This window comes from Halomonas organivorans, from assembly GCF_014192055.1.
GTDB lineage: Bacteria > Pseudomonadota > Gammaproteobacteria > Pseudomonadales > Halomonadaceae > Halomonas > Halomonas organivorans.
Genome location: NZ_JACHXM010000009.1, coordinates 1 through 19,585 on the forward strand (window position 1 = coordinate 1; position 19,585 = coordinate 19,585).

Here is a 19,585-nt window from a genome sequence, read left to right on the forward strand (position 1 = left end):
GGTGGCGGCCATCGCCTGCATGACGTCCACCGGCTACACGCCGCTGATCGCCTCGCGGATCCGCTCGGGGCTGCCGATCGTCGGGCTGGCCCACAGCCCCGTCGCCCAGCGGCGCATGGCGTTGTATCGTGGGGTGATCTCGCTGCCCTTCGACACCAGCGAGATGAGCGCCGACGAGCTCAACGACCGGGCCCTGGCCTGGGTGGTGGCTCAGGGCATCACCGCCCCGGGGGATCACGTCATCCTCACCCGTGGCGATCACATGAACGCCCACGGCGGCACCAATACCCTGAGGATTCTCGAGGTGGGAGCCCAGCATGAGTGACACACGCCCGCGGCGCGACGTCCGCCGCACCCTGCCGGCCCGCAAGCGCATCGCCCTGATCGCCCACGACGGCAAGAAGGAGGAAATGCTGGAATGGGCCGAACGCTGGCGAGACACCCTGGCGAGGCACCAACTGATCGGCACCGGCACCACCGCCCGCCGTATCGCCAGCCAGTTGGGGCTGGAGGTCGAGCCATTGATGAGCGGCCCCCTGGGTGGCGACCAGCAGATCGGCGCGCGCATCGCCGAGCAAGCCCTGGACCTGCTGGTATTCTTCTGGGATCCCTTCGCTCCCCAGCCCCATGACCCCGACGTCAAGGCGCTGCTGCGCCTGGCCGCGCTGTGGAACGTCCCGGTGGCCTGCAATCCGGCCAGCGCCGACTTCCTGCTCAGTTCCCCCTGGCTCGACCGCGACTTCGAGATGACCATCCCCGACGCCGGGAGCTGGATCTCGCAGCGCACCGGCTGACCGCCGAGAACAAGACCACGACGAGGTATATCCCGCATGTTCCAGCTTACTCGCAGCGTCACCTGGCAGGCCCTGAAGCGCCTCCACGACGACACCGCCGGTGACCGCATCGCCGACTACTTCGCCGCCGACCCTCAGCGCTTCGACAAGATGAGCCTGCGCGTCGGAGGCCTGTTCCTCGACTACTCCAAGCATCACATCTCCGACGCCGTGCTCGACAAGCTGCTCGAACTCGCCGATCACTCGGCCCTGGTGCAGCGTCGTGCCCAGATGTTTTCCGGCGACATCATCAACGTCACCGAAGACCGGCCGGTGCTGCACACCGCCCTGCGCAACGTCGGCGAGGGACCGCTGATGGTCGACGGCAAGGACGTGATGCCGGAAATCCAGCGTACCCGCGAACAGATCCAGCGCTTCTCGGAAGCGGTACGCAGCGGCGAATGGAAGGGCTACAGCGGCGAGCGCATCAAGGACGTGGTCAACATAGGCATCGGCGGCTCGGACCTGGGCCCCAACATGGCCTGCCGGGCGCTGCTCAAGTACCGCCATGCGGAGCTGAACTTCCACTTCGTCTCCAACGTCGACGGCGCCCATATCCAGAAGGTACTGCGGGGGCTCGACCCTGCCACCACGCTGTTCATCGTTTCCACCAAGACCTTCTCCACCCAGGAAACGCTGCTCAACGCCAACACCGCGCGGCGCTGGTTCCTGGAGCAGGCCGGCGATGACGCCGACGTGGGCGCCCACTTCGTCGCCGCCTCCACCAACCGCAAGGCGGCCATGGCGTTCGGCATCCGCGAGGAGAACGTCTTCGAATTCTGGGCCTGGGTCGGCGGCCGCTACTCCATGTGGTCGTCGATCGGCCTGCCGATCGCCCTGGCCATCGGCTTCGAAGGCTTCATGGAGATGCTGGAGGGCGCCTATGAGATGGATCAGCACTTCCTGACCGCGCCCAACGCCGCCAACATGCCGGTGCTGATGGCACTGATCGGCATCTGGTACATCAATTTCACCGGCGCCGAGACTCAGGCCATCGTGCCCTACGACCAGGCGCTGCACCAGCTACCGGCTTTCCTCCAGCAGCTCGACATGGAGTCCAACGGCAAGTCGGTGGACATCTTCGGCCACCCGGTGGACTACAAGACCGGGCCAATCGTCTGGGGGCAGACCGGCTCCAACGGCCAGCATGCCTTCTTCCAGCTGCTCCACCAGGGCACCCGCTACGTGCCGATCGACTTCATCGCCTCCCTGAAGCCGGAGCCGGGCGTGGAGGATCACCACTTCGCGCTGCTGACCAACATGCTGGCCCAGGCCAACGCCTTCATGGAGGGCAGTCAGAAGGGCAGCGATCTGGACCCCTACAGCTGTCCCGGCAACCGTCCTTCCAGCACCCTGCTGCTCGACGAGCTGACGCCCCGCAACCTCGGCGCGCTGATCGCGCTCTACGAGCACAAGGTGTTCGTCCAGGGGGTGATCTGGAACATCAACTCCTTCGACCAGTGGGGCGTACAGCTCGGCAAGCGCATCGCCGGCGAGATCAGCGAGCGCATCGACGAACACAGCCAGGACTTCGACGGCTCCACCCAGGGCCTGCTCAATCTGGTCCGCGCGCACTTCCCCGCTAATGGCGCCACCCCGCGGGAGACGCCAGCCGCCGAACCCGCCAAGCCCAGGAGCAAACGCCGCAAGGCCTCTTCCTGAAGCCAGAAGGGTGCCGTCGGGCCAGTACGCCCGGCGGCATCTAGCGGCGCATCTCCGGGCGCCTATGATGCGCGGCGCCCGACTTTCTGCCCCCACCAGGCGGCGACCAGCCACAGCGGCACGCTGCCCAGGACATAGGTCAGTGCCAGCCCGGTCCGGTCCGTCTCCAGCAGGTAGAGCGTCTCCAGACCGAACAGCGAAAAGGTGGTGAAACCGCCGCAGAAACCGGCCACCAGGAAGGGCTGCCAACGGGCGGCACGACCGGTGATGCGGTGCGCCGCCCGGGCGGCAAAAGCGGCGATCAGCCAGGAGCCGACCAGGTTGACGGCCAGGGTGCCCCACAGGAAGGCGCTGCCCAGCCCCTTGATCAGCGCCAGCCCCACCAGGTGTCGGGCCAGCGCCCCCAGGCCGCTGCCCAGACCCACCGCCAGGTAGCTCCGCCAGCTCGTCATGCGCCGCCTCCCACCAGCCACCAGCCCAGGGCCGCCGCGGCGAGCCCCGCCAGCAGCGTAACCAGCACGTTGGTGACGGCCAGTCCGTGACGCCCTTCCTGCCATAGGCTCAGCGTCTGCAGGCTGAAGGAGGAGACCGTCGTGAAGCCCCCCAGTCCACCGACCGCCAGGACCAGCCAGGCCGGAGAGGTCGTCATCGGCCAATCGAGGGCGGGCGCCAAGGCACCGATCGCCAGACAGCCCAGCACGTTGACCGCCAGGGTGCCCCACGGAAAGGCACGACCGAGCCAGCGCCCTGCCAGCTCGCTCATTGCAAGGCGCGACATGCCGCCCAGCGCGCCCCCCATTGCCACCAGCCCCAGGCCGACGATGCCGACACTCATGATGTGTCTCCCTGTCAATTCGCCACCATGCTAGCGGAGCCCGGCACCGGCCACAAAAAAACGCCACCCGGGTGGGTGGCGTCAGTAGATGCTTGCCTTGCAGGGGGTATCGCTCGATACCTGCAACTTAAAATGTCACAAATTTCGACATATGTACAATATTCGTACACCATGAGAAAGCGAATGGGGGTCGACGCTCCCGAATCAGACTGGGAAGATTTCCCGAACGAGACACATCCACCCCCAGACACGGAGGCCAATCGCGTGCACCACAGACGACTCATCCCCCTGGTCAGTGGCTGGCTACTGGCCTGTCTGCTGCTGGCCTCGGGCCCGCTTCAGGCACAGACGACCGACCCCCAGCAGACGGCCAACGCCACCCTGGCCGAGCTGCTCGAGAATCCCGAGACGCGGCAGCAACTCATCGATCAGCTGCGCGCGCAGGCCGAAACTGCAGCGCCCCAGGCCACCGATGCGGTGAGCGAACCCTCGCTGCCCCGCCGGCTGGCCGAGGCCACCAGCCACGTGGCAGGTGACCTGGGCAACCAGTTCAGCCGCCTGGTCGACACCCTTGGCCGATTGTTCGGCGGCGGGCTCTCCGACGGCACCTTCGACATGGCGGCCATGACCAGTGCCACCATCAACCTGGGACTGGTGATCCTGGCGACGTTCGCACTGTTCGTCGTCATTCGTCGTCTCGCCCGATCGCTGTTCACCCGACTCAGCCTGTGGTCGCTGAATGGCCCAGGACTGCAGCCGCTGCTGCGCCTGGTGCTCAGCGTGGGCCTGGCGGCGCTGATCGATGTGCTGGTCGTATCCCTGGCCTACGTGGGCGGCAACCTGGTGGCCACCTTTGCGGTGGGCGAGAGCGGCGACCTCACGACTCGCGCCTCGCTGTTCCTCAACGCCTTCCTGGTCATCGAGCTGCTCAAGGCCGCCGTGCGCATGCTGTTCGCCTCGCGCTACGAGGGCCTGCGTCTGCTGCCCATCAGTGCCGCCGATGCCTCCTACTGGAACCGTTGGATTGCACGGCTGATCGGACTGGCCGGCTACGGCCTGATGGTGGTGGTGCCACTGGTCAACGCCTATCTATCGCCAACGCTCGGCGCCGCCGTGGGCAACCTGATCATGCTCGGCGCCTTCGCCTATGCGGTGGCCGTGGTGCTGCGCAACCGCCTGCGCCTGCGCGACGCCCTGAACCACAAGGCGAATCAGACGACCATGACCGCCAGCCGCGTCTCGCTGCAACTGTTCGCCCGTACCTGGCACCTGTTCGCCCTGGCCTACTTCACGATGGTGCTGGTGCTGACGCTGACGCGTCCCGAGGATGCCCTGCCCTTCGTGCTACTGGCCACCCTGCAGACACTGGTAGCGGTACTGGTGGGCATGCTGGTGTCCTCCTTCCTGACCCAGACCATTGGTCGGCGCATCCGGCTGGGTGACGACCTGCGGCGCAAGCTGCCGCTGCTCGAGCCGCGCCTCAATCGCTACGTACCCAGCGCCCTGAGGGCGATTCGCGCCGTGATCCTGATCGCCGTCATCATGGTGGTATTGAGCGCCTGGGGCGCCTTCGATCTGGCCGCCTGGTATGCCTCGGAGGCGGGCCGCGGCCTGGTCAGCAAGCTGATCAACGTATTCGTGATCCTGGTGGTGGCCGCCGCCGTCTGGCTGGGCCTGGCCAGCCTGATCGAGCACAAGCTCAACCCCGAGACCGGCAGCGGCGTCCCCACGGCCCGTGCACAGACCCTGCTGGCGCTGTTTCGCAACGCCTTGGCCATCGTCTTGATCACCTTGACGGCAATGATCGTGCTCGCCGAGATCGGCATCAACATCGGTCCGCTGATCGCCGGCGCCGGGGTGCTGGGCCTGGCGATCGGTTTCGGCGCCCAGAAGCTGGTTCAGGACATCATCACCGGGGTCTTCATCCAGGTGGAAAACGCCATGAATACCGGCGACGTGATCACCGTCGGCGGCATCACCGGCACTGCCGAACGGTTGAGCATCCGCTCCGTGGGCATCCGCGACCTGAGCGGCACCTACCACATCGTGCCCTTCTCCAGCGTCGACACCGTCTCCAACTACATGCGTGACTTCGCCTACCACGTCGGCGAGTACGGCATCGCCTACCGTGAGGACATCGACGAGGCGATCCAGGCCCTGCGCGATGCCTTCGACGACCTCTCCACGGACGAGGAGCAGAGCATCAACCTGCTCGAACCGCTGGAGGTGGCCGGGGTGATCGCTCTGGCCGACAGTTCGGTGAACATCCGGGTGCGCATCAAGACCACCCCGGGCAACCAGTGGGCCGTGGGCCGCGCCTACAACCGGCTGGTCAAGCTGCGCTTCGACGCCGCCGGCATCGAGATCCCCTTCCCGCATACCACCCTCTACTTCGGGGCGGACAAGGAAGGCGCCGCGCCACCGGCCAACCTGCGCGTCATGCAGCAGAACTTCACCATCGACGGCAGCCCGGCCGGTCAGCCACGGCAACACGGCGACCCGGTGGACGACCGCTTCGCCCCTGCCGACACTTCGGCCCCCAGCGAGGTCCACAACCAGGACGACGAGGGCTGACAACGTCATTACCTCCATCCCGCTATCCCAAGGGGGCTGCCTTCGGCAGCCCCCTTGGGCTTTTCAGCATCTCATTTCCGCTCCCACACTGCCCCCCTTCTAGAATCCCCCTCCCGAGCCCCTAAGCCCCTCCGCCGTAGCCTGCCGGGCGCCGAATACCGGGATCGATATCCGGACGTCGATCAGGGACATGCTCATCAGCCTCTTGATCCAAGTGGTCGGCACTGGCGTCAAAAGGTCGACGCCAGACCCAGCATCAAAAAACAGCTTTGAGCGAGCGGATATCTGACATTTTTCCGAAAAACCGTAGGAAAATACTTACGCCATTAGGCGAAATTCGAGCATAAGTCATGCAAATAGTGTCATGTACAGTGCGAGTGACTGGGCATGGAGACGTTGATGGCTATAATCGACTCGAAGCCACGCTCGAACAGGGTATTGCAACCCTTCACCCGAGCGGGCTTTGGGCGCCTCTTGCCGGTGCCAAGGGATACCAAGCAACATGGGTCTGCAAAGGCTGCTCGGAATTGACCCCCGAGCAGGATCTCATGACACGGAAAGTCCGGGGACGGGATCAATGCCGGAGCGGCGCTGCACAGGCCTTCCAATAATCGTCATTGACAATAAATCAGGAAGGCAATATGCAACCGAAAGAAGGACAGGGCCAGCAGGTTTTTTATGTCTCTGCTGGCATTATTCTGGTGCTGGTGGCTCTAGGCGCCATATTCCCCACCGGGTTCGGCGAAGTCGCCGGCAAGTTGCTCACGGGTGCTACCAAACTTTTCGGATGGTTCTATCTTCTTTCCGTGTTCTTTATCGTGGTCTTCTTGATCGGCCTTGCCTGCAGCAAGTACGGCAAGGTACGCCTCGGACCACAGGACGAACGACCGGAATACAGCTTCTTCTCATGGGTCAGCATGCTTCTGGCGGCAGGCTTCGGCGTCGGCCTGGTATTCTATGGCATGGCGGAACCAATGACCCATTACATTGCGCCACCCTATGGCGATATGCCTGGTGAGACGGAGGCGTCGGCCCGTTATGCCATCCAGTACGCCTTCTTCAACTGGGGCATCCATCAGTGGGCCGGTTTCGCACTGGTGGGCCTGATCATTGCCTATTACCAGTTCCGCAAGGACCAGCCTGGCCTGGTGTCGGTCGTCCTGCGCCCTCTGACCGCCAAGCGCCCTACCATGCAGCCCTACTTCAATGGCGCCCTGGACGTATTTGCCGTCGTGGCCACGGTCATGGGGGTCGCCACTTCCGTGGGCTTTGGTGTGTTGCAGACCAATGGCGGCCTGCATGCGGTCTTCGGCACGCCGGAAAATGCGCTGTGGAAATTCATCATACTGTTCTGCATGTTCTGTGCTTACATGCTGTCGACATGGTCGGGGCTGGACAAGGGCATCAAGCGTCTTTCCAATCTCAACATGATCATGTGCATTCTGATGATGATCTATGTGCTGGTGACCGGACCGACGCTGAAGATTCTCGAGACCATCACCATGGGACTGGGGGATTACCTGCAGAACTTCTTCGTCATGAGCCTGCGCATGTCGCCCTACAATGACAACCAATGGGCGCAGGGATGGACCGTTTTCTACTGGGCCTGGGTCATCGCCTGGTCCCCCTTCGTGGGAACCTTCGTGGCACGTATCTCGCGTGGTCGCACCATCAAGGAGTATGTCTTCGGCGTGCTGTTTGTACCACCACTGCTCGCCTGCCTGTGGCTGGGCGTGTTCGGAGGCACGGCCATTCACATGGAACTGGCCAACGACGGCCTGGGTCTGGCCGCGGCCACTCAGGACAACATTACCGTGGCACTGTTCAAGATGTTCGACCTGATGCCGTTCTCGGGGCTGCTGTCCGTCATGGCGATGGTGCTGATCTTCATCTTCCTGGTGACTTCCGCCGACTCGGCCACCTACATCATTGCGCAGATGACCGATAACGGATCGATCAATCCCCCGCTGTTCAAGCGCGTGCTGTGGGGGGTGCTGATGGCCGCCATCTGTTTCACGCTGCTGGCGTCGGGCGGGCTGAAGGGGCTTCAGGCGGCATCGGTATTGGCGGCCTTGCCCTTCACCTTCATCCTGTACCTGATGATCGTGGTGCTGCTGAGAGAGCTGCGCAAGGATCGCAAGCTGATGCTGTCGAGCATCTATACCCACTACCAGTCCATGCCGGTGGGGGCCGATGCCTATGAGGCTCGCGATCAGGCGACCCATGAAGGCATGGCACCGCCCGAGGAGGCTCTCAAGGAAGCGGACCTGGAGGTCGACCCCGAGGCACCGTTCAACGTGGGGGATACCAGTCCCGGGGTATCGCGTAGTTGACGACGCTCCTCCACTGTCGTGAAACAACGCCGGCCTTCGGGCCGGCGTTGTCGTTCTTGAGGCTTCGGGCTTTGGGCTTTGGGCTTCGAGTATGGATCTTGAGGCAAGGGTCTTGCGCCGCCCGGGCGAGAGTTGCCCTATCCCCACTGGAGGATAGGGCGGGCAACGCCGACACCCATGCCATGATTTCGTCCACGACGCCGTCTCGAAGGCCCACCGTCGAGAATCCGAGAGTCGGACGCTGGTCAGCCCCCACCGCGGCAACGCAAAGGGGGCTGCCATGCGGCAGCCCCCCTGTTCCTGACCTCGCCTTTCGGCCTCCGGCGTCGGCTCCAGGCCTTCAGGATGCCTGGCGAGTCCCGTTGTTGCGCGCCAAGGTGTCTTCCGGCTCGGTGGGTTGGGGCAGCGAGGGGAGCGACTTGTCGAGCAGCTCGACGCTTTGGCGATAGTAGAGCTGGCTCTTGTTGTGCTCGCCCAGGTTGGCATAGAGCCGCGCCAGCTCGGCGCACACCACCCCGCTGGGACGCTGGCGCTGGCTGGCCTCGAAATACTCCTGGGCCTTGCCCCAGTAGGCGTTACGCAACGACAGCCGACCCAGCGTCAGCAGCAGGTCCGGATCGTTGGGCCGCTCCTGCAGCCACTTCTCGGCCACCACCAGCTGACGGGCCGCATCCACCTCGAGCAGGCCGTAGCGCAGTACCAGACGGCTGTCCCACTGTTCCTTGAGCGAGTGGCGCAGCAGCCGCTCGGCGATGCCCTGCTCGTTGCCGCGCACCAGGGCCTCGGCATAGAGCACGATGAGCTCGACGTTGGTGCGCAGGTGATCGGGCATGTCGGCCCAGAGGTTGCGAACGCGCTCGATGTCACCCGGCTGACGAGCCTCCTGGGAGATCAGCTCGCGATAGGCTTGCAGCTCGAGCTGCTCGCGCTCCTCACGAGAGATCAACTGCTGTGCGCCCAGCCGCGGCGTCAGACGACGCAGGCCATCCCAGTCACTCAGGCTGATATAGGCCTGCTTGAGCTGCTTGAGCACCTGGGGATGGTTGGGCAGGTGGCGATCCAGGCGGGTGAGGATAGCCAGGGCCTCTTCGTACTGCTGGCGATCCAGCATCAACTGGGCCTGCATCATGCCGACCGCCGTATCGGCTCCCTCGGTACTCAGGTGAGCGCGCTTGAGCAGGGTGTCGGCCTGTTCGTAGCGGCCCTGATAGTGGGCCGCCAGGGCCGCGGAGAGGTAGTTGACCAGCGGCGTACTGGAGTCGTCGGCGGCCTTGACCAGCGACTTCTCGGCGCGTTTCCAACGCCCCTCGGCCAGTGCCACCAGGCCACGCACGGTACGCCGCATGGCGGTGCGATTGCGCGAGCGGCTGTTCCACACCTTGAAGCGCGACACCGGCCGGGTCATGCGCATCAGCAGGCGCAGCACGAAGTGCAGCACGATGAAGGCGGCCAGCAGCAGCACCAGGCCGAACCAGAAGGAAGTCTGGACCGAGGTGTCGCCCACGCGCACCAGCCAGTAGCCGGGCACCGACATCATCAGCTGGCCGAACAGGGCCCCGACCGCCAGGCCCAGGACCACGAGCAGAATCAGCTTTCTCATGCCTCATCTCCCTGGCCGTCGGCGCCGGCCTCGAAGCGGTGCTCGATGAAGCTCGCCAGCGCCTGCTGGGAGCCGCTGATATCCGGCAGTTCGGGACGGATAGTGCGGGCCTCGAGCTCCTCGAGCCGAGACAGCACCGCCTGAACGCCGCCATTGTCGGTGTCGTAGTAGCCGCGGATCAGGGTCAATGCCTTGTCGAGGCTGGCCTCATAGAGATCCTGCTCCTCCTTGAGCAGCGCCAGCTGGGCCTGCTCGAGGATCAGCCGTACGCTCTGGCGCAGGTAGGACTCCTGCTCCGGCGAGATCAGCGCTTCCATGGCCTCGTCATGCTTGCGCACCGTGACCAGGTCCTTGAGCTCCTCGCCGAAACGCGCCAGCTGCTGCTGCCAGGCACCGCTGGGCGCTTCCTCGATGGTCGAGTTGGCGGCGATCTCCTCGATGTCCTGGGCCAGCGGCAGGCTGGCGATCTGCTCCTGCTGGGCGTTGAGCGCCAGGTAGAGGCCGGTACGGTCGACCCGCGGCACGGACGACAGGGCGGCCAGTTCCGAGGCGATCTCGCGGCGCACCGGCATCAACGCGGGATTGTCCGCTTCCTTGAGGCGGGCATCGGCGGTGCGCAGCAGCGCCGCGGCCCCCTCGACGTCACGCTCGAGCTGCAGGCGCTGGTTGGCCAACCGCAGCAGGTAGGCGGCCTCGGCATGCAGCCAGTCGCGCTCGTCGGTCTGCTGCTGGCGAGACAGGTCCTCGAGCACCTTGTCGAGGGTCTGGTCGACGCTGGCGCGATAGTCGGAGAACTCACCGCGCAGCGCCTCTATGGCCGAGGCTCGCTCGCTCTGCCCGCTCTGCAGCTGGTTCGCCAGGTCGTCCAGCGCGCCCTGGGTGGCGGGCTGTTCGGGCAGCGCGGCCAGGCGCTGCTGCTGGGCATCCAGCCGCTGCCAGACCTGCCAGCCGAAATAGGCACCCCCGGCGCCCAACAGGACCACCAGCCCCAGCGCCAGGGCACCGGCCTTGCCGCCGCCCTTGCCGCGCGACTGGCCATCGCCCCCGCCGGACGCTGCTCCCGCCTGGCCGCCTGACGTGGTCTTGCCGCCCGCGCCCTTGCTCCCCGTCGCCTTCGTGGCGGAGGCGCCCTTGTTGCCCGACGGCTTGGTCGACGCGGTGGCGCCAGATGCCTTGGCGGAACCATCCTCTCTCGTGGCCTCGGTCGATGCCGCTCCGCTCTCCTGCATCTTGTCTGGCGTGGCAGTGGCGGTCGAGGCAGAGGATGACGCCGCCTGCCCGGCCGTCTCGCCGCCCTTGGCCTGGGAGGCACTGCCTCCCTTGCCGCGACGCCGAGATCGCCTCGATGACGAGCCGCTGGGCTTGCCTGCCTCGGACGGGCCTCCCTGGCTCGCCGCCTCGGCATCTGGCTGAGCGCCGGAGGGCGTCTGTTGTTCGTCCTGATCGTTGTATTGCTTGCTCATCTGTCGCTAGCCCTTTTCGAGATCGTCATGATCGACATCGGCCTTCTCCGGGTCTCCCTTGGTCACGGCGTCTGCCAGCGCAGCGGGCGTGGCCCCAGACGCCACGACGGGGCGACGAAACCCCAGCGTGCCGGCCAGTGTAGCCAACCGGGTACTGGACACGATTAGCGGTTGGTGCAAGGCGGTGTGCGAGCACCATCTTGCCAGATGTTCGAGGATTTCTCCGCTGGTGACCACCAGAGCCCGGTAGTCGCCCGCGGTCAATCGCTGCCGCAGCGGCTCGGCAGGCTCGAGCAGGCGGCGTCGATAGACCGCCAGTCGGGTGAGGCAGGCACCCCGCGCGGCGAGCGTCTCGGCCAGCAACGGCCGACCGCCCTCGCCCGCCACCAGCAGCACTCGCTGTTCATCGAGACGCTGCAGAGATCCCAGCGCGAGCAATGCCTCGCTGGTATCGCCACCGCCGGCCGGCGGCAGGTGCACGCGCACGCCCAGTTCCCTATGCAGCGTCGCGGCCGTCGCCGCACCCACGGCATAGTAGTCGATGCCGACAGGCAGTTGAGGCCAATAGCGATCCACGGCCTCGGCCATGCATTCGGCGGCAAAGGGGCTGACCACCACCACTCGCCGGAACTGGTCGAAGTCCAGCCAGGCGGCACGCTGCGCCGCATCCTCCGGCAAAGGCTCGAGCGCCATGGCTTCGCCGTGCTCGACGACAAAACCGCGCGCGGCCATGGCCTCGGCCAGCGCCGCGGCCCGAGGGCCGGGACGGCAGATCAGTACCGGCGCCATGGACATCAGCCGGCGCCGTAGACCTCGGCGAGGATATCGCCGGCGCCCATGTCCAGCAGCTCCTCGGCGACGCGGATGCCCAACGCCTCGGGTTCGTGGATCGAGCCACGTCCTTCGGCGCGCAGCACCTCGGTGCCCTCGGGATTGCCGACCAGGGCACGCAGCCACAGGGTCTGGCCATCGTCCTCGAATATGGCATGGCCGGCGATCGGCACCTGGCAGCCACCCTCGAGGCGAGTGTTCATGGCACGCTCGGCGCGCACCCGAGTAGCGGTGGCCGGATCGTCGAGCGGCGCCAGCAGCGAGATCAGCTCGGCATCGTGCATGCGGCACTCGATGCCCAGCGCCCCCTGGCCGCAGGCCGGCAGGCAGACCTCCGGCGGCAGCTCCATGGTGATGCGATCCGCCAGTCCCAGGCGCTTGAGGCCGGAGGTAGCCAGCAGAATGGCCTCGAACTCGCCGTCGTCGAGCTTGCCGAGCCGGGTCTGAACGTTGCCGCGCAGATTCAATACCTGCAGGTCGGGGCGCGCCTCGCGCATCTGCAGGCCGCGGCGCAGGCTGGAGGTGCCGATGCGCGCCCCCTCGGGCAGCTCGTCCAGCGAGGCATAGTGGTTGGAGACGAAGGCATCGGTGGGCTCTGCGCCCTCCAGAATCACCGACAGCCCCAGGCTCTCGGGGAAATGCATGGGCACGTCCTTCATGGAGTGCACCGCAATATCGGCGCGACCGTCGAGCATCGCCTCTTCCAGCTCCTTGACGAACAGGCCCTTGCCACCGACCTTGGCCAGCGGCGTGTCGAGGATCTTGTCTCCTCGAGTGGCCATCGCCACCAGCTCTACCTCGAGGCCGGGATGCGTCGCCATCAGGCGCTCGCGGACGTGTTCGGCCTGCCACATGGCCAACTGGCTCTTGCGGGTGGCGATACGCAGCGTTGTCATGGCTTGCACGTGTTTCTCCCGTACCGGTTCGTTGCGCCGGCGCCTTCGCGCGGGCGCCCGGTGATCTCTGATGTTCCGTCATCATAAAGGACCCGGGAGGCCAGGAAAAATCGCCGCGTCCCACGCAGCTCGGCGTCCCTCGCCTGGCACCCGGACTCTGGTACACTTTCCGCCATGTCAAGCCGGCGCCGACCGCCGCCTCACCCCCACCTTCAGTCATGCAGGATGTCAGCCCGATGAGCCAAAGTCCGACGAACACCAGCACCAACCAGTCCTGGGGCGGTCGCTTCAGTGAGCCCACCGACGCCTTCGTCGCCCGTTTCACCGCCTCGGTCGACTTCGACCGGCGCCTGGCCCACCACGACATCCAGGGCTCGCGCGCCCACGCCACCATGCTGGCCCGGGTCGGTGTGCTCACCGAGGACGAGCGCGACGCCATCCTGGCCGGGCTCGACGAGGTCCAGGCGGAGATCGAGGCCGGCACCTTCGAGTGGTCGGTCGCGCTCGAGGACGTGCACATGAACATCGAGGCGCGCCTCACCGACAAGATCGGCATCACCGGCAAGAAGCTGCACACCGGCCGCTCGCGCAACGATCAGGTCGCCACCGACATCCGCTTGTTCCTGCGCGACGAGATCGACACCGTCGCCGCCGAGCTGACCCGGCTGCGCCAGGGACTGATCGAACTCGCGGACCGCGAGGCCGACACCATCATGCCCGGCTTCACCCACCTGCAGACCGCCCAGCCGGTGACCTTCGGCCACCACCTGCTGGCCTGGCAGGAAATGCTGTCCCGCGATCACGAGCGCCTGCTCGACTGCCGCAAGCGGGTCAACGTGCTGCCGCTCGGCGCCGCCGCCCTGGCCGGCACCACCTACCCGATCGACCGCCACGTGACCGCCGAGCTGCTGGGCTTCGACCGCCCCGCCGAGAACAGCCTCGACGCCGTCAGCGATCGCGACTTCGCCATCGAGTTCACCGCCTTCGCCAGCACCCTGCTGATGCACCTGTCGCGGATGAGCGAAGAGCTGGTGCTGTGGACCAGCGCCCAGTTCGACTTCATCGACCTGCCCGACCGCTTCTGCACCGGCTCCTCGATCATGCCGCAGAAGAAGAATCCGGACGTGCCGGAGCTGGTGCGCGGCAAGACCGGCCGCGTCTACGGCCACCTGATGGGCATGCTGACGCTGATGAAGTCCCAGCCGCTGGCCTACAACAAGGACAACCAGGAGGACAAGGAGCCGCTGTTCGACGCCCTGGCCACCGTGCAGGACTGCCTCAAGGCGTTCGCCGACATGGTGCCGGCCATCGAGGCCAAGGCCACCAACATGCGCGAGGCCGCGCGCAAGGGCTTCTCCACCGCCACCGACCTGGCGGACTACCTGGTGTGCCGCGGCGTAGCCTTCCGCGACGCCCACGAGATCGTCGGCCAGTCCGTGGCCTTCGGGCTGCGCGAGGGCAAGGACCTCTCCGACATGAGCCTCGAGGAGCTGCGCCAGTTCTCCGACGTCATCGAGCAGGACGTCTTCGAGGTGCTGACCCTCGAGGGCTCGGTGGCGGCCCGCAACCACATCGGCGGCACCGCCCCGGACCAGGTGCGCGCCGCCGCCCAGCGCGCCCGAGACGCCCTGGCCGCGCTGAGCGCCACCGGCAACCAGGGAGGCGAGGGCTGATGCGCCGCCTCGCGCCCCTCACCCTGCTGACGCTCGCCCTGCTGGCCGGCTGCGGCCAGAAGGGCCCGCTCTACCTGCCCGGCGACGAGGCCGCGGCCGAACGCTACGGCCCCCGCGACGCCCAGCAGGGCGGCAACAGCCAGGGCAACGACGATTCCCAGGGCAACGACGCCAACGCCGACGACACCCGCAGCGCCGACGAGGACGACTGAGATGGACCATTTCGACTACCGCGACGGCGTGCTTCACGCAGAAGACGTGCCGCTGCCGCGCCTGGCCGAGGAGTTCGGCACCCCCTGCTACGTCTATTCCAAGGCCACCCTGGCGCGCCACTTCCGGGCCTATACCGAGGCCCTGGGCAGCCATCCGCACCTGATCTGCTACGCGGTGAAGGCAAACTCCAACCTGGCGGTGCTCAACCTGCTGGCGCGCCTCGGCGCCGGCTTCGACATCGTCTCGGTAGGCGAGCTGGAGCGGGTGCTGGTGGCCGGCGGCGACCCGGCCAAGGTGGTGTTCTCCGGCGTGGCCAAGGAAGAGAACGAGCTCGAACGCGCGCTGTCGGTGGGCATCAAGTGCTTCAACGTCGAGTCGCGGGCCGAGCTCGAGCGCCTCGAGGCCGTGGCCCGCGGCATGGGCAAGGTCGCCCCGGTCTCGCTGCGGGTCAATCCCGACGTCGACGCCGGGACCCACCCCTACATCTCCACCGGGCTCAAGGACAACAAGTTCGGCATCCCGGTGGACGAGGCCCAGGAGGTCTACCGCCAGGCCGCGAGCCTGGAGCACATCCGTGTCGTGGGGCTGGATTGCCATATCGGCTCCCAGCTCACCGATACCGCGCCCTTCCTCGACGCCCTGGAGCGGCTGCTGGTGCTGCTCGAACGACTGCGCGAGGAAGGCATCGAGATCGAGCACCTCGACCTGGGCGGCGGACTCGGCGTGACCTACCGCGACGAGCGCCCGCCGCAGCCCTTCGACTACGCCACCGCACTGCTCGAGCGGCTATCGCGCTGGCCGGGCAGCGAGCGCCTGACCCTGCTGTTCGAGCCGGGCCGCTCCATCGCCGCCAACGCCGGCGTGCTGCTGACCCGCGTCGAGTTCCTCAAGCCCGGCGAGACGAAGAACTTCGCCATCGTCGACGCCGCCATGAACGACCTGATCCGGCCCTCGCTGTATCAGGCCTGGCAGGCGATCCTGCCGGTCGACACCACGGCGCCGCGCGAGACCGGCACCTATGACGTGGTCGGGCCGGTCTGCGAGACCGGCGACTTCCTGGGCAAGGACCGCGAACTGGCGCTCGCCCCGGGCGACCTGCTGGCGGTGCGTTCCGCCGGCGCCTACGGTTTCGTCATGGCCTCCAACTACAACAGCCGCCCCCGTCCGGCCGAGGTGATGGTGGACGGCGATCGCACCCACCTGGTACGCCGTCGCGAGCGGCTCGAGGATCTGTGGGCCGGCGAGGCGACGCTGCCCGACGACAGCGCGGAGACGCCCTGATGCTGCTGCACTTCACCAAGATGCACGGCCTGGGCAACGACTTCATGGTGGTCGACCTGATCACCCAGCGTGCGCGGCTGTGCGACGCGCAGATCCGCGAGCTGGCCGACCGGCGCTTCGGCATCGGCTTCGATCAGTTGCTGGTGGTGGAGCCGCCTCGCGACCCGGACATGGACTTCCGCTACCGGATCTACAACGCCGACGGCAGCGAGGTGGAGAACTGCGGCAACGGTGCCCGCTGCTTCGCCCGCTTCGTGCGCGACCAGCGCCTGACCCACAAGCGCGAGATCCGCGTCGAGACCGCCGGCGGCCCCCTGACACTGGTGGTCGAGGATGACGAGCGAGTTCGCGTCGACATGGGGCGGCCACGTTTCGCCCCCGACGCCCTGCCCTTCGAGGCCGACGAAGACCGCCTGCTGCATGGGCTCGAGGTCGAGGGCCAATCGCTCGAGGTCGGCGTGGTGTCGATGGGCAATCCCCATGCGGTGCTGCGGGTCGACGACGTCGACAGCGCCCCTGTGACGACCCTCGGCCCCCTCATCGAGCACCACCCGCGCTTTCCCCGCCGAGTCAACGCCGGCTTCATGCAAGTGGTGTCGCCCCATGACATTCGCCTGCGCGTCTTCGAACGGGGCAGCGGCGAGACCCTGGCCTGCGGCACCGGCGCCTGCGCCGCAGTGGCCACCGGCATCCGCCTGGGCTGGCTCGAGAGCCCGGTCACGGTGCATCTGCCCGGCGGCGACCTGGAGATCGCCTGGCCCGGCGGCGAAGCCCATCTGACCATGACCGGACCCGCCGCGCGGGTCTTCGAGGGACGCGTGCCGCTAAAATAATCGCGCGCCCAACGCAGAGGAGAACATGCCCATGAGCCATGCCGCCCCCGAGCCGCGCAAGACCCTGGATCCCGACGTCGTCGCCCAGTGGCTGGCCCGCCACCCGGACTTCTTCGTCGGCCGCGAGGGCCTGTTGCAGCAGCTCCGGGTGCCGCACCCCGAGGCCCGGGGCGCCACTTCGCTGCTGGAGCGCCTGGTCGCCGATCTGCGCAGCCGCGCCGAGCAGGCCGAATGGCGGCTCGAGCAGCTGCTCGAGTCGGCCCGCCACAACGAGGCCCAGTACCGGCGCACCCGCGAGCTGGTGCTGGCGCTGCTCGAGGCCGAGGACGGCGATGCCCTGGGCCAGGCGCTGGCGACCCAGTTCAGCGAGCGCTTCCAGACCCCGGCGCTGGCGCTGTGGTGTCCGGCCTCGCTGACCGACAACGAGCCACGGCCGCCCCAGGCGCCCCGTCACGTGCTCGACGACCATACCGCCCAACGCCTGGGGGCGCTGCTCGATGGGCGAGTCAGCCGCTGCGCGCGACTCACGCCCACCGACTGGAAACGCCTGCTGCCCCACGCGCCGCCCCCCGACAAGGCCGGCTCCTGTGCCCTGGCACGCCTGACGCTCGGCGAGCCGCTGGGCTACCTGGTGCTGGCCAGCCCCGACCCCGACCACTTCCGCGCCAGCATGGACACCCTGTTCACCGAGTACGTCGGCGACGTGGTGGCCCGGCTGCTGGTGTGCCTGGCTCCGCCGCGCCATGGCTGACACCACGCCCCTGACGCGCCAGGTCGAGGCCTTCCTCGCCGAGCTCGCCCAGACCGCCAGCCCAGCCACGATCGACGCCTACCGGCGCGACCTGGCGGCACTGGTCGAGTTCCTCGACGCCCAGGGAATAGACGACGGCGGCGCACTCGACGTCGTCCTGCTGCGCCGTTTCCTGGGCGGCGAGCGGAGCCGCGGCCTTGCACCGCGCAGCCTGGCCCGGCGGCGGGCGGCGATCGCCCGTTTCGCCGAGCGGCTGCGCCGCGACGGGCGGCTGGCGCACAATCCGGCGGACCTGGTGCGCACGCCCAAGGCGCCGAAGGACCTGCCGCGCCCGGTAGACGTGGATGCCCTGGCGCGTTTCCTCGACACCCCCCACGACGGCTCGCCGCTGTCGGTGCGCGACCAGGCCATGCTGGAACTGTTCTATTCCAGCGGGCTGCGCCTCGCCGAGCTGGCGGCGCTGGACCTGAGCGATCTTCAGGCCCAGCGGGTACGAGTGCTGGGCAAGGGCGCCAAGCCTCGCCAGATGCCGGTAGGGCGACGGGCCAGCCAGGCCCTGGACGCCTGGCTCGGCGTGCGCGGCGCCCTGGCAGTAGACGACGAGACGGCGCTGTTCGTCGGCGCCCGCGGCGGTCGTCTCGGTCATCGGGCCATCCAGCAGCGCCTGGTCAAGCAAGCCCGGGCGCGCGGCCTGGACGAGCACCTGCATCCGCACCGGCTGCGCCATTCCTTCGCCAGCCACCTGCTCGAGTCCAGCCAGGACCTGCGCGCCGTCCAGGAACTCCTCGGCCATGCGCATCTCTCGACCACCCAGATCTATACCCGGCTGGACTGGCAGCACCTGGCCGCCGGCTACGACGCCGCCCATCCCCGGGCACGCCGCCGCCGGCCCGACGACAGCGACACTTCCTCATGACACGACCCTCTTCCCGGCGCCCCCTCCAGGCGCTGACCTTCGACCTCGACGACACCCTGTGGGACAACCAGGGCGTAATGGCCCTCACCGAGCAGGGGCACTACGCCTGGCTCGACGAGCGCCTCGCCGAATGGCTGGCCGCCCGCGACGAGAGCGACCTGGGTCGCTTCGCCGAGCGCCTGCCGATCGAGGCTTACCAGCGCCGCCGGCGCGAGCTGGCCGAGCGCCATCCGCTGCGCCGCGGCGACTTCACCTGGATTCGCGAACAGGCCCTGTGCGCGCTGCTGGAGGAGTTCGGCCTGCCCCGAGCGGCCTCCTGGCTGTGGGCGCTCGCGGCCATGGAACGCTTCCATGCCCTGCGCCTTCGCGTTTCCCCCTATCCGGAGGTGGAGCCGATGCTCGCCGAACTGGGCCGGCACTACCGGCTGGCCTCGATCACCAACGGCAACCTGGCCTTCCATCGGCTGGCGCTGTCGCGCCACTTCGAAGTCTCGATCGCCGCCGGCGAGATGCATGCCCCCAAGCCGGACCCGCGCTGCTTCCTGATGGCGCTGGCCAAGCTCGGCGCCTCGCCCGAGCGGGCGATGCATATTGGCGATTCGTGGCAGGAGGACATCCTTCCGGCGGTGCGGCTGGGCATGCAGGCGGCCTGGATCGCCGGCGACACGCCCCACGGCGAGGCAATGCCGGCCGGCGTGCACCGGCTCTCGCATATCCGCGAGCTGCCGGCACTGCTGGAGAAACTGGGAAGGGAATGATGCGAAGCGCTCGGCCGGGGCCTCAGGGGACGATACCGCCTGGCCGAACGCAGCCCGGTTTTTTGGTTCTTCACATCTTGGCGTGAATACCGTTGCGGGGGCACTCAGTCCGGCGCTCCAGCGCCCTTCAAGG

At 67.3% G+C, this 19,585-nt stretch carries 17 protein-coding genes and 1 pseudogene; 12 read left to right on the plus strand and 6 right to left on the minus strand.

What is annotated here, in order from left to right; genetic code table 11:
* The 3 genes from FHR96_RS10860 to pgi all read left to right on the plus strand — a co-directional run.
* A partial coding sequence (locus FHR96_RS10860) for a pyruvate kinase alpha/beta domain-containing protein (protein WP_281378393.1) occupies positions 1-325 on the plus strand: 325 nt, incomplete at its 5' end.
* Positions 318-794, plus strand: a complete 477-nt coding sequence (locus FHR96_RS10865; RefSeq protein ID WP_183387708.1) for a methylglyoxal synthase — start codon at positions 318-320, stop codon at positions 792-794. The genes FHR96_RS10860 and FHR96_RS10865, both read left to right, overlap by 8 nt.
* Before the next feature lie 36 nt (positions 795-830).
* A complete protein-coding gene (gene pgi / locus FHR96_RS10870; RefSeq protein ID WP_183387709.1) occupies positions 831-2,495 on the plus strand; it encodes a glucose-6-phosphate isomerase in 1,665 nt (554 codons plus the stop codon).
* A gap of 62 nt (positions 2,496-2,557) precedes the next feature.
* Here the strand turns inward: pgi and FHR96_RS10875 are convergent, their stop codons facing one another.
* Positions 2,558-2,947, minus strand: coding sequence for a fluoride efflux transporter FluC (locus FHR96_RS10875; RefSeq protein ID WP_183387710.1), 390 nt, complete (start codon positions 2,945-2,947; stop codon positions 2,558-2,560).
* A complete protein-coding gene (crcB, locus tag FHR96_RS10880; RefSeq protein WP_183387711.1) occupies positions 2,944-3,330 on the minus strand; it encodes a fluoride efflux transporter CrcB in 387 nt (128 codons plus the stop codon). Before crcB ends, FHR96_RS10875 begins: the two co-directional genes overlap by 4 nt.
* Positions 3,331-3,594: 264 nt before the next feature.
* Here crcB and FHR96_RS10885 point away from each other — a divergent pair, with 264 nt between their 5' ends.
* The gene (locus FHR96_RS10885; RefSeq protein ID WP_183387712.1) at positions 3,595-5,904 is read left to right on the plus strand and encodes a mechanosensitive ion channel domain-containing protein; all 2,310 of its coding nucleotides are present in this window, start codon (positions 3,595-3,597) and stop codon (positions 5,902-5,904) included.
* Positions 5,905-6,545: 641 nt separating this feature from the next.
* Positions 6,546-8,237, plus strand: a complete 1,692-nt coding sequence (locus tag FHR96_RS10890; RefSeq protein ID WP_183387713.1) for a BCCT family transporter — start codon at positions 6,546-6,548, stop codon at positions 8,235-8,237.
* A gap of 340 nt (positions 8,238-8,577) precedes the next feature.
* Here the strand turns inward: FHR96_RS10890 and FHR96_RS10895 are convergent, their stop codons facing one another.
* From FHR96_RS10895 to hemC, 4 genes are read right to left on the minus strand one after another with little or no spacing between them, the layout of a single operon-like run.
* Complete coding sequence (locus FHR96_RS10895; RefSeq protein ID WP_183387714.1) at positions 8,578-9,837, minus strand: heme biosynthesis HemY N-terminal domain-containing protein; 1,260 nt, start codon at positions 9,835-9,837, stop codon at positions 8,578-8,580.
* A complete protein-coding gene (locus tag FHR96_RS10900) occupies positions 9,834-11,300 on the minus strand; it encodes a uroporphyrinogen-III C-methyltransferase (RefSeq protein WP_183387715.1) in 1,467 nt (488 codons plus the stop codon). Before FHR96_RS10900 ends, FHR96_RS10895 begins: the two co-directional genes overlap by 4 nt.
* Before the next feature lie 6 nt (positions 11,301-11,306).
* A complete protein-coding gene (locus FHR96_RS10905; protein WP_183387716.1) occupies positions 11,307-12,095 on the minus strand; it encodes a uroporphyrinogen-III synthase in 789 nt (262 codons plus the stop codon).
* The gene (gene hemC / locus FHR96_RS10910) at positions 12,095-13,027 is read right to left on the minus strand and encodes a hydroxymethylbilane synthase (protein ID WP_221195788.1); all 933 of its coding nucleotides are present in this window, start codon (positions 13,025-13,027) and stop codon (positions 12,095-12,097) included. The genes FHR96_RS10905 and hemC overlap by 1 nt, the downstream gene beginning before the upstream one ends.
* 236 nt (positions 13,028-13,263) lie before the next feature.
* Between hemC and argH the strand changes: the two genes are divergently transcribed.
* The 7 genes and pseudogenes from argH to FHR96_RS10945 all read left to right on the plus strand — a co-directional run bounded on the left by argH (position 13,264) and on the right by FHR96_RS10945 (position 19,452).
* Positions 13,264-14,700 (plus strand): argininosuccinate lyase, encoded by a 1,437-nt coding sequence (gene argH, locus FHR96_RS10915; RefSeq protein WP_183387718.1) that lies wholly within the window; start codon positions 13,264-13,266, stop codon positions 14,698-14,700.
* Positions 14,700-14,810: pseudogene (gene lptM, locus FHR96_RS22745) on the plus strand (LPS translocon maturation chaperone LptM); the annotation flags it as partial. The gene argH and the pseudogene lptM, both read left to right, overlap by 1 nt.
* Positions 14,811-14,913: 103 nt before the next feature.
* Positions 14,914-16,194: a diaminopimelate decarboxylase gene (gene lysA / locus FHR96_RS10925; RefSeq protein WP_183387720.1), complete on the plus strand. Its 1,281-nt coding sequence runs from the start codon at positions 14,914-14,916 to the stop codon at positions 16,192-16,194.
* Positions 16,194-17,027, plus strand: coding sequence for a diaminopimelate epimerase (gene dapF / locus FHR96_RS10930; RefSeq protein ID WP_183387721.1), 834 nt, complete (start codon positions 16,194-16,196; stop codon positions 17,025-17,027). Before lysA ends, dapF begins: the two co-directional genes overlap by 1 nt.
* A gap of 31 nt (positions 17,028-17,058) precedes the next feature.
* Entirely contained in the window at positions 17,059-17,778 is a 720-nt protein-coding gene (locus FHR96_RS10935) for a DUF484 family protein (protein ID WP_183387722.1), read from the plus strand.
* Entirely contained in the window at positions 17,771-18,694 is a 924-nt protein-coding gene (locus tag FHR96_RS10940) for a tyrosine recombinase XerC (protein WP_183387723.1), read from the plus strand. The genes FHR96_RS10935 and FHR96_RS10940 overlap by 8 nt, the downstream gene beginning before the upstream one ends.
* Positions 18,691-19,452 (plus strand): HAD family hydrolase, encoded by a 762-nt coding sequence (locus FHR96_RS10945; RefSeq protein WP_183387724.1) that lies wholly within the window; start codon positions 18,691-18,693, stop codon positions 19,450-19,452. Before FHR96_RS10940 ends, FHR96_RS10945 begins: the two co-directional genes overlap by 4 nt.
* The last annotated feature ends 133 nt before the right edge of the window (positions 19,453-19,585 follow it).

Coding starts and splice junctions, on each gene's coding strand:
- FHR96_RS10865 (WP_183387708.1), top strand. CDS start 318: ATGAGTGACACACGCCCGCGGCGCGACGTCCGCCGCACCCTGCCGGCC.
- pgi (WP_183387709.1), top strand. CDS start 831: ATGTTCCAGCTTACTCGCAGCGTCACCTGGCAGGCCCTGAAGCGCCTC.
- FHR96_RS10875 (WP_183387710.1), bottom strand. CDS start 2,947: ATGACGAGCTGGCGGAGCTACCTGGCGGTGGGTCTGGGCAGCGGCCTG.
- crcB (WP_183387711.1), bottom strand. CDS start 3,330: ATGAGTGTCGGCATCGTCGGCCTGGGGCTGGTGGCAATGGGGGGCGCG.
- FHR96_RS10890 (WP_183387713.1), top strand. CDS start 6,546: ATGCAACCGAAAGAAGGACAGGGCCAGCAGGTTTTTTATGTCTCTGCT.
- FHR96_RS10895 (WP_183387714.1), bottom strand. CDS start 9,837: ATGAGAAAGCTGATTCTGCTCGTGGTCCTGGGCCTGGCGGTCGGGGCC.
- FHR96_RS10900 (WP_183387715.1), bottom strand. CDS start 11,300: ATGAGCAAGCAATACAACGATCAGGACGAACAACAGACGCCCTCCGGC.
- FHR96_RS10905 (WP_183387716.1), bottom strand. CDS start 12,095: ATGTCCATGGCGCCGGTACTGATCTGCCGTCCCGGCCCTCGGGCCGCG.
- hemC (WP_221195788.1), bottom strand. CDS start 13,027: ATGACAACGCTGCGTATCGCCACCCGCAAGAGCCAGTTGGCCATGTGG.
- argH (WP_183387718.1), top strand. CDS start 13,264: ATGAGCCAAAGTCCGACGAACACCAGCACCAACCAGTCCTGGGGCGGT.
- lysA (WP_183387720.1), top strand. CDS start 14,914: ATGGACCATTTCGACTACCGCGACGGCGTGCTTCACGCAGAAGACGTG.
- dapF (WP_183387721.1), top strand. CDS start 16,194: ATGCTGCTGCACTTCACCAAGATGCACGGCCTGGGCAACGACTTCATG.
- FHR96_RS10935 (WP_183387722.1), top strand. CDS start 17,059: ATGAGCCATGCCGCCCCCGAGCCGCGCAAGACCCTGGATCCCGACGTC.
- FHR96_RS10940 (WP_183387723.1), top strand. CDS start 17,771: ATGGCTGACACCACGCCCCTGACGCGCCAGGTCGAGGCCTTCCTCGCC.
- FHR96_RS10945 (WP_183387724.1), top strand. CDS start 18,691: ATGACACGACCCTCTTCCCGGCGCCCCCTCCAGGCGCTGACCTTCGAC.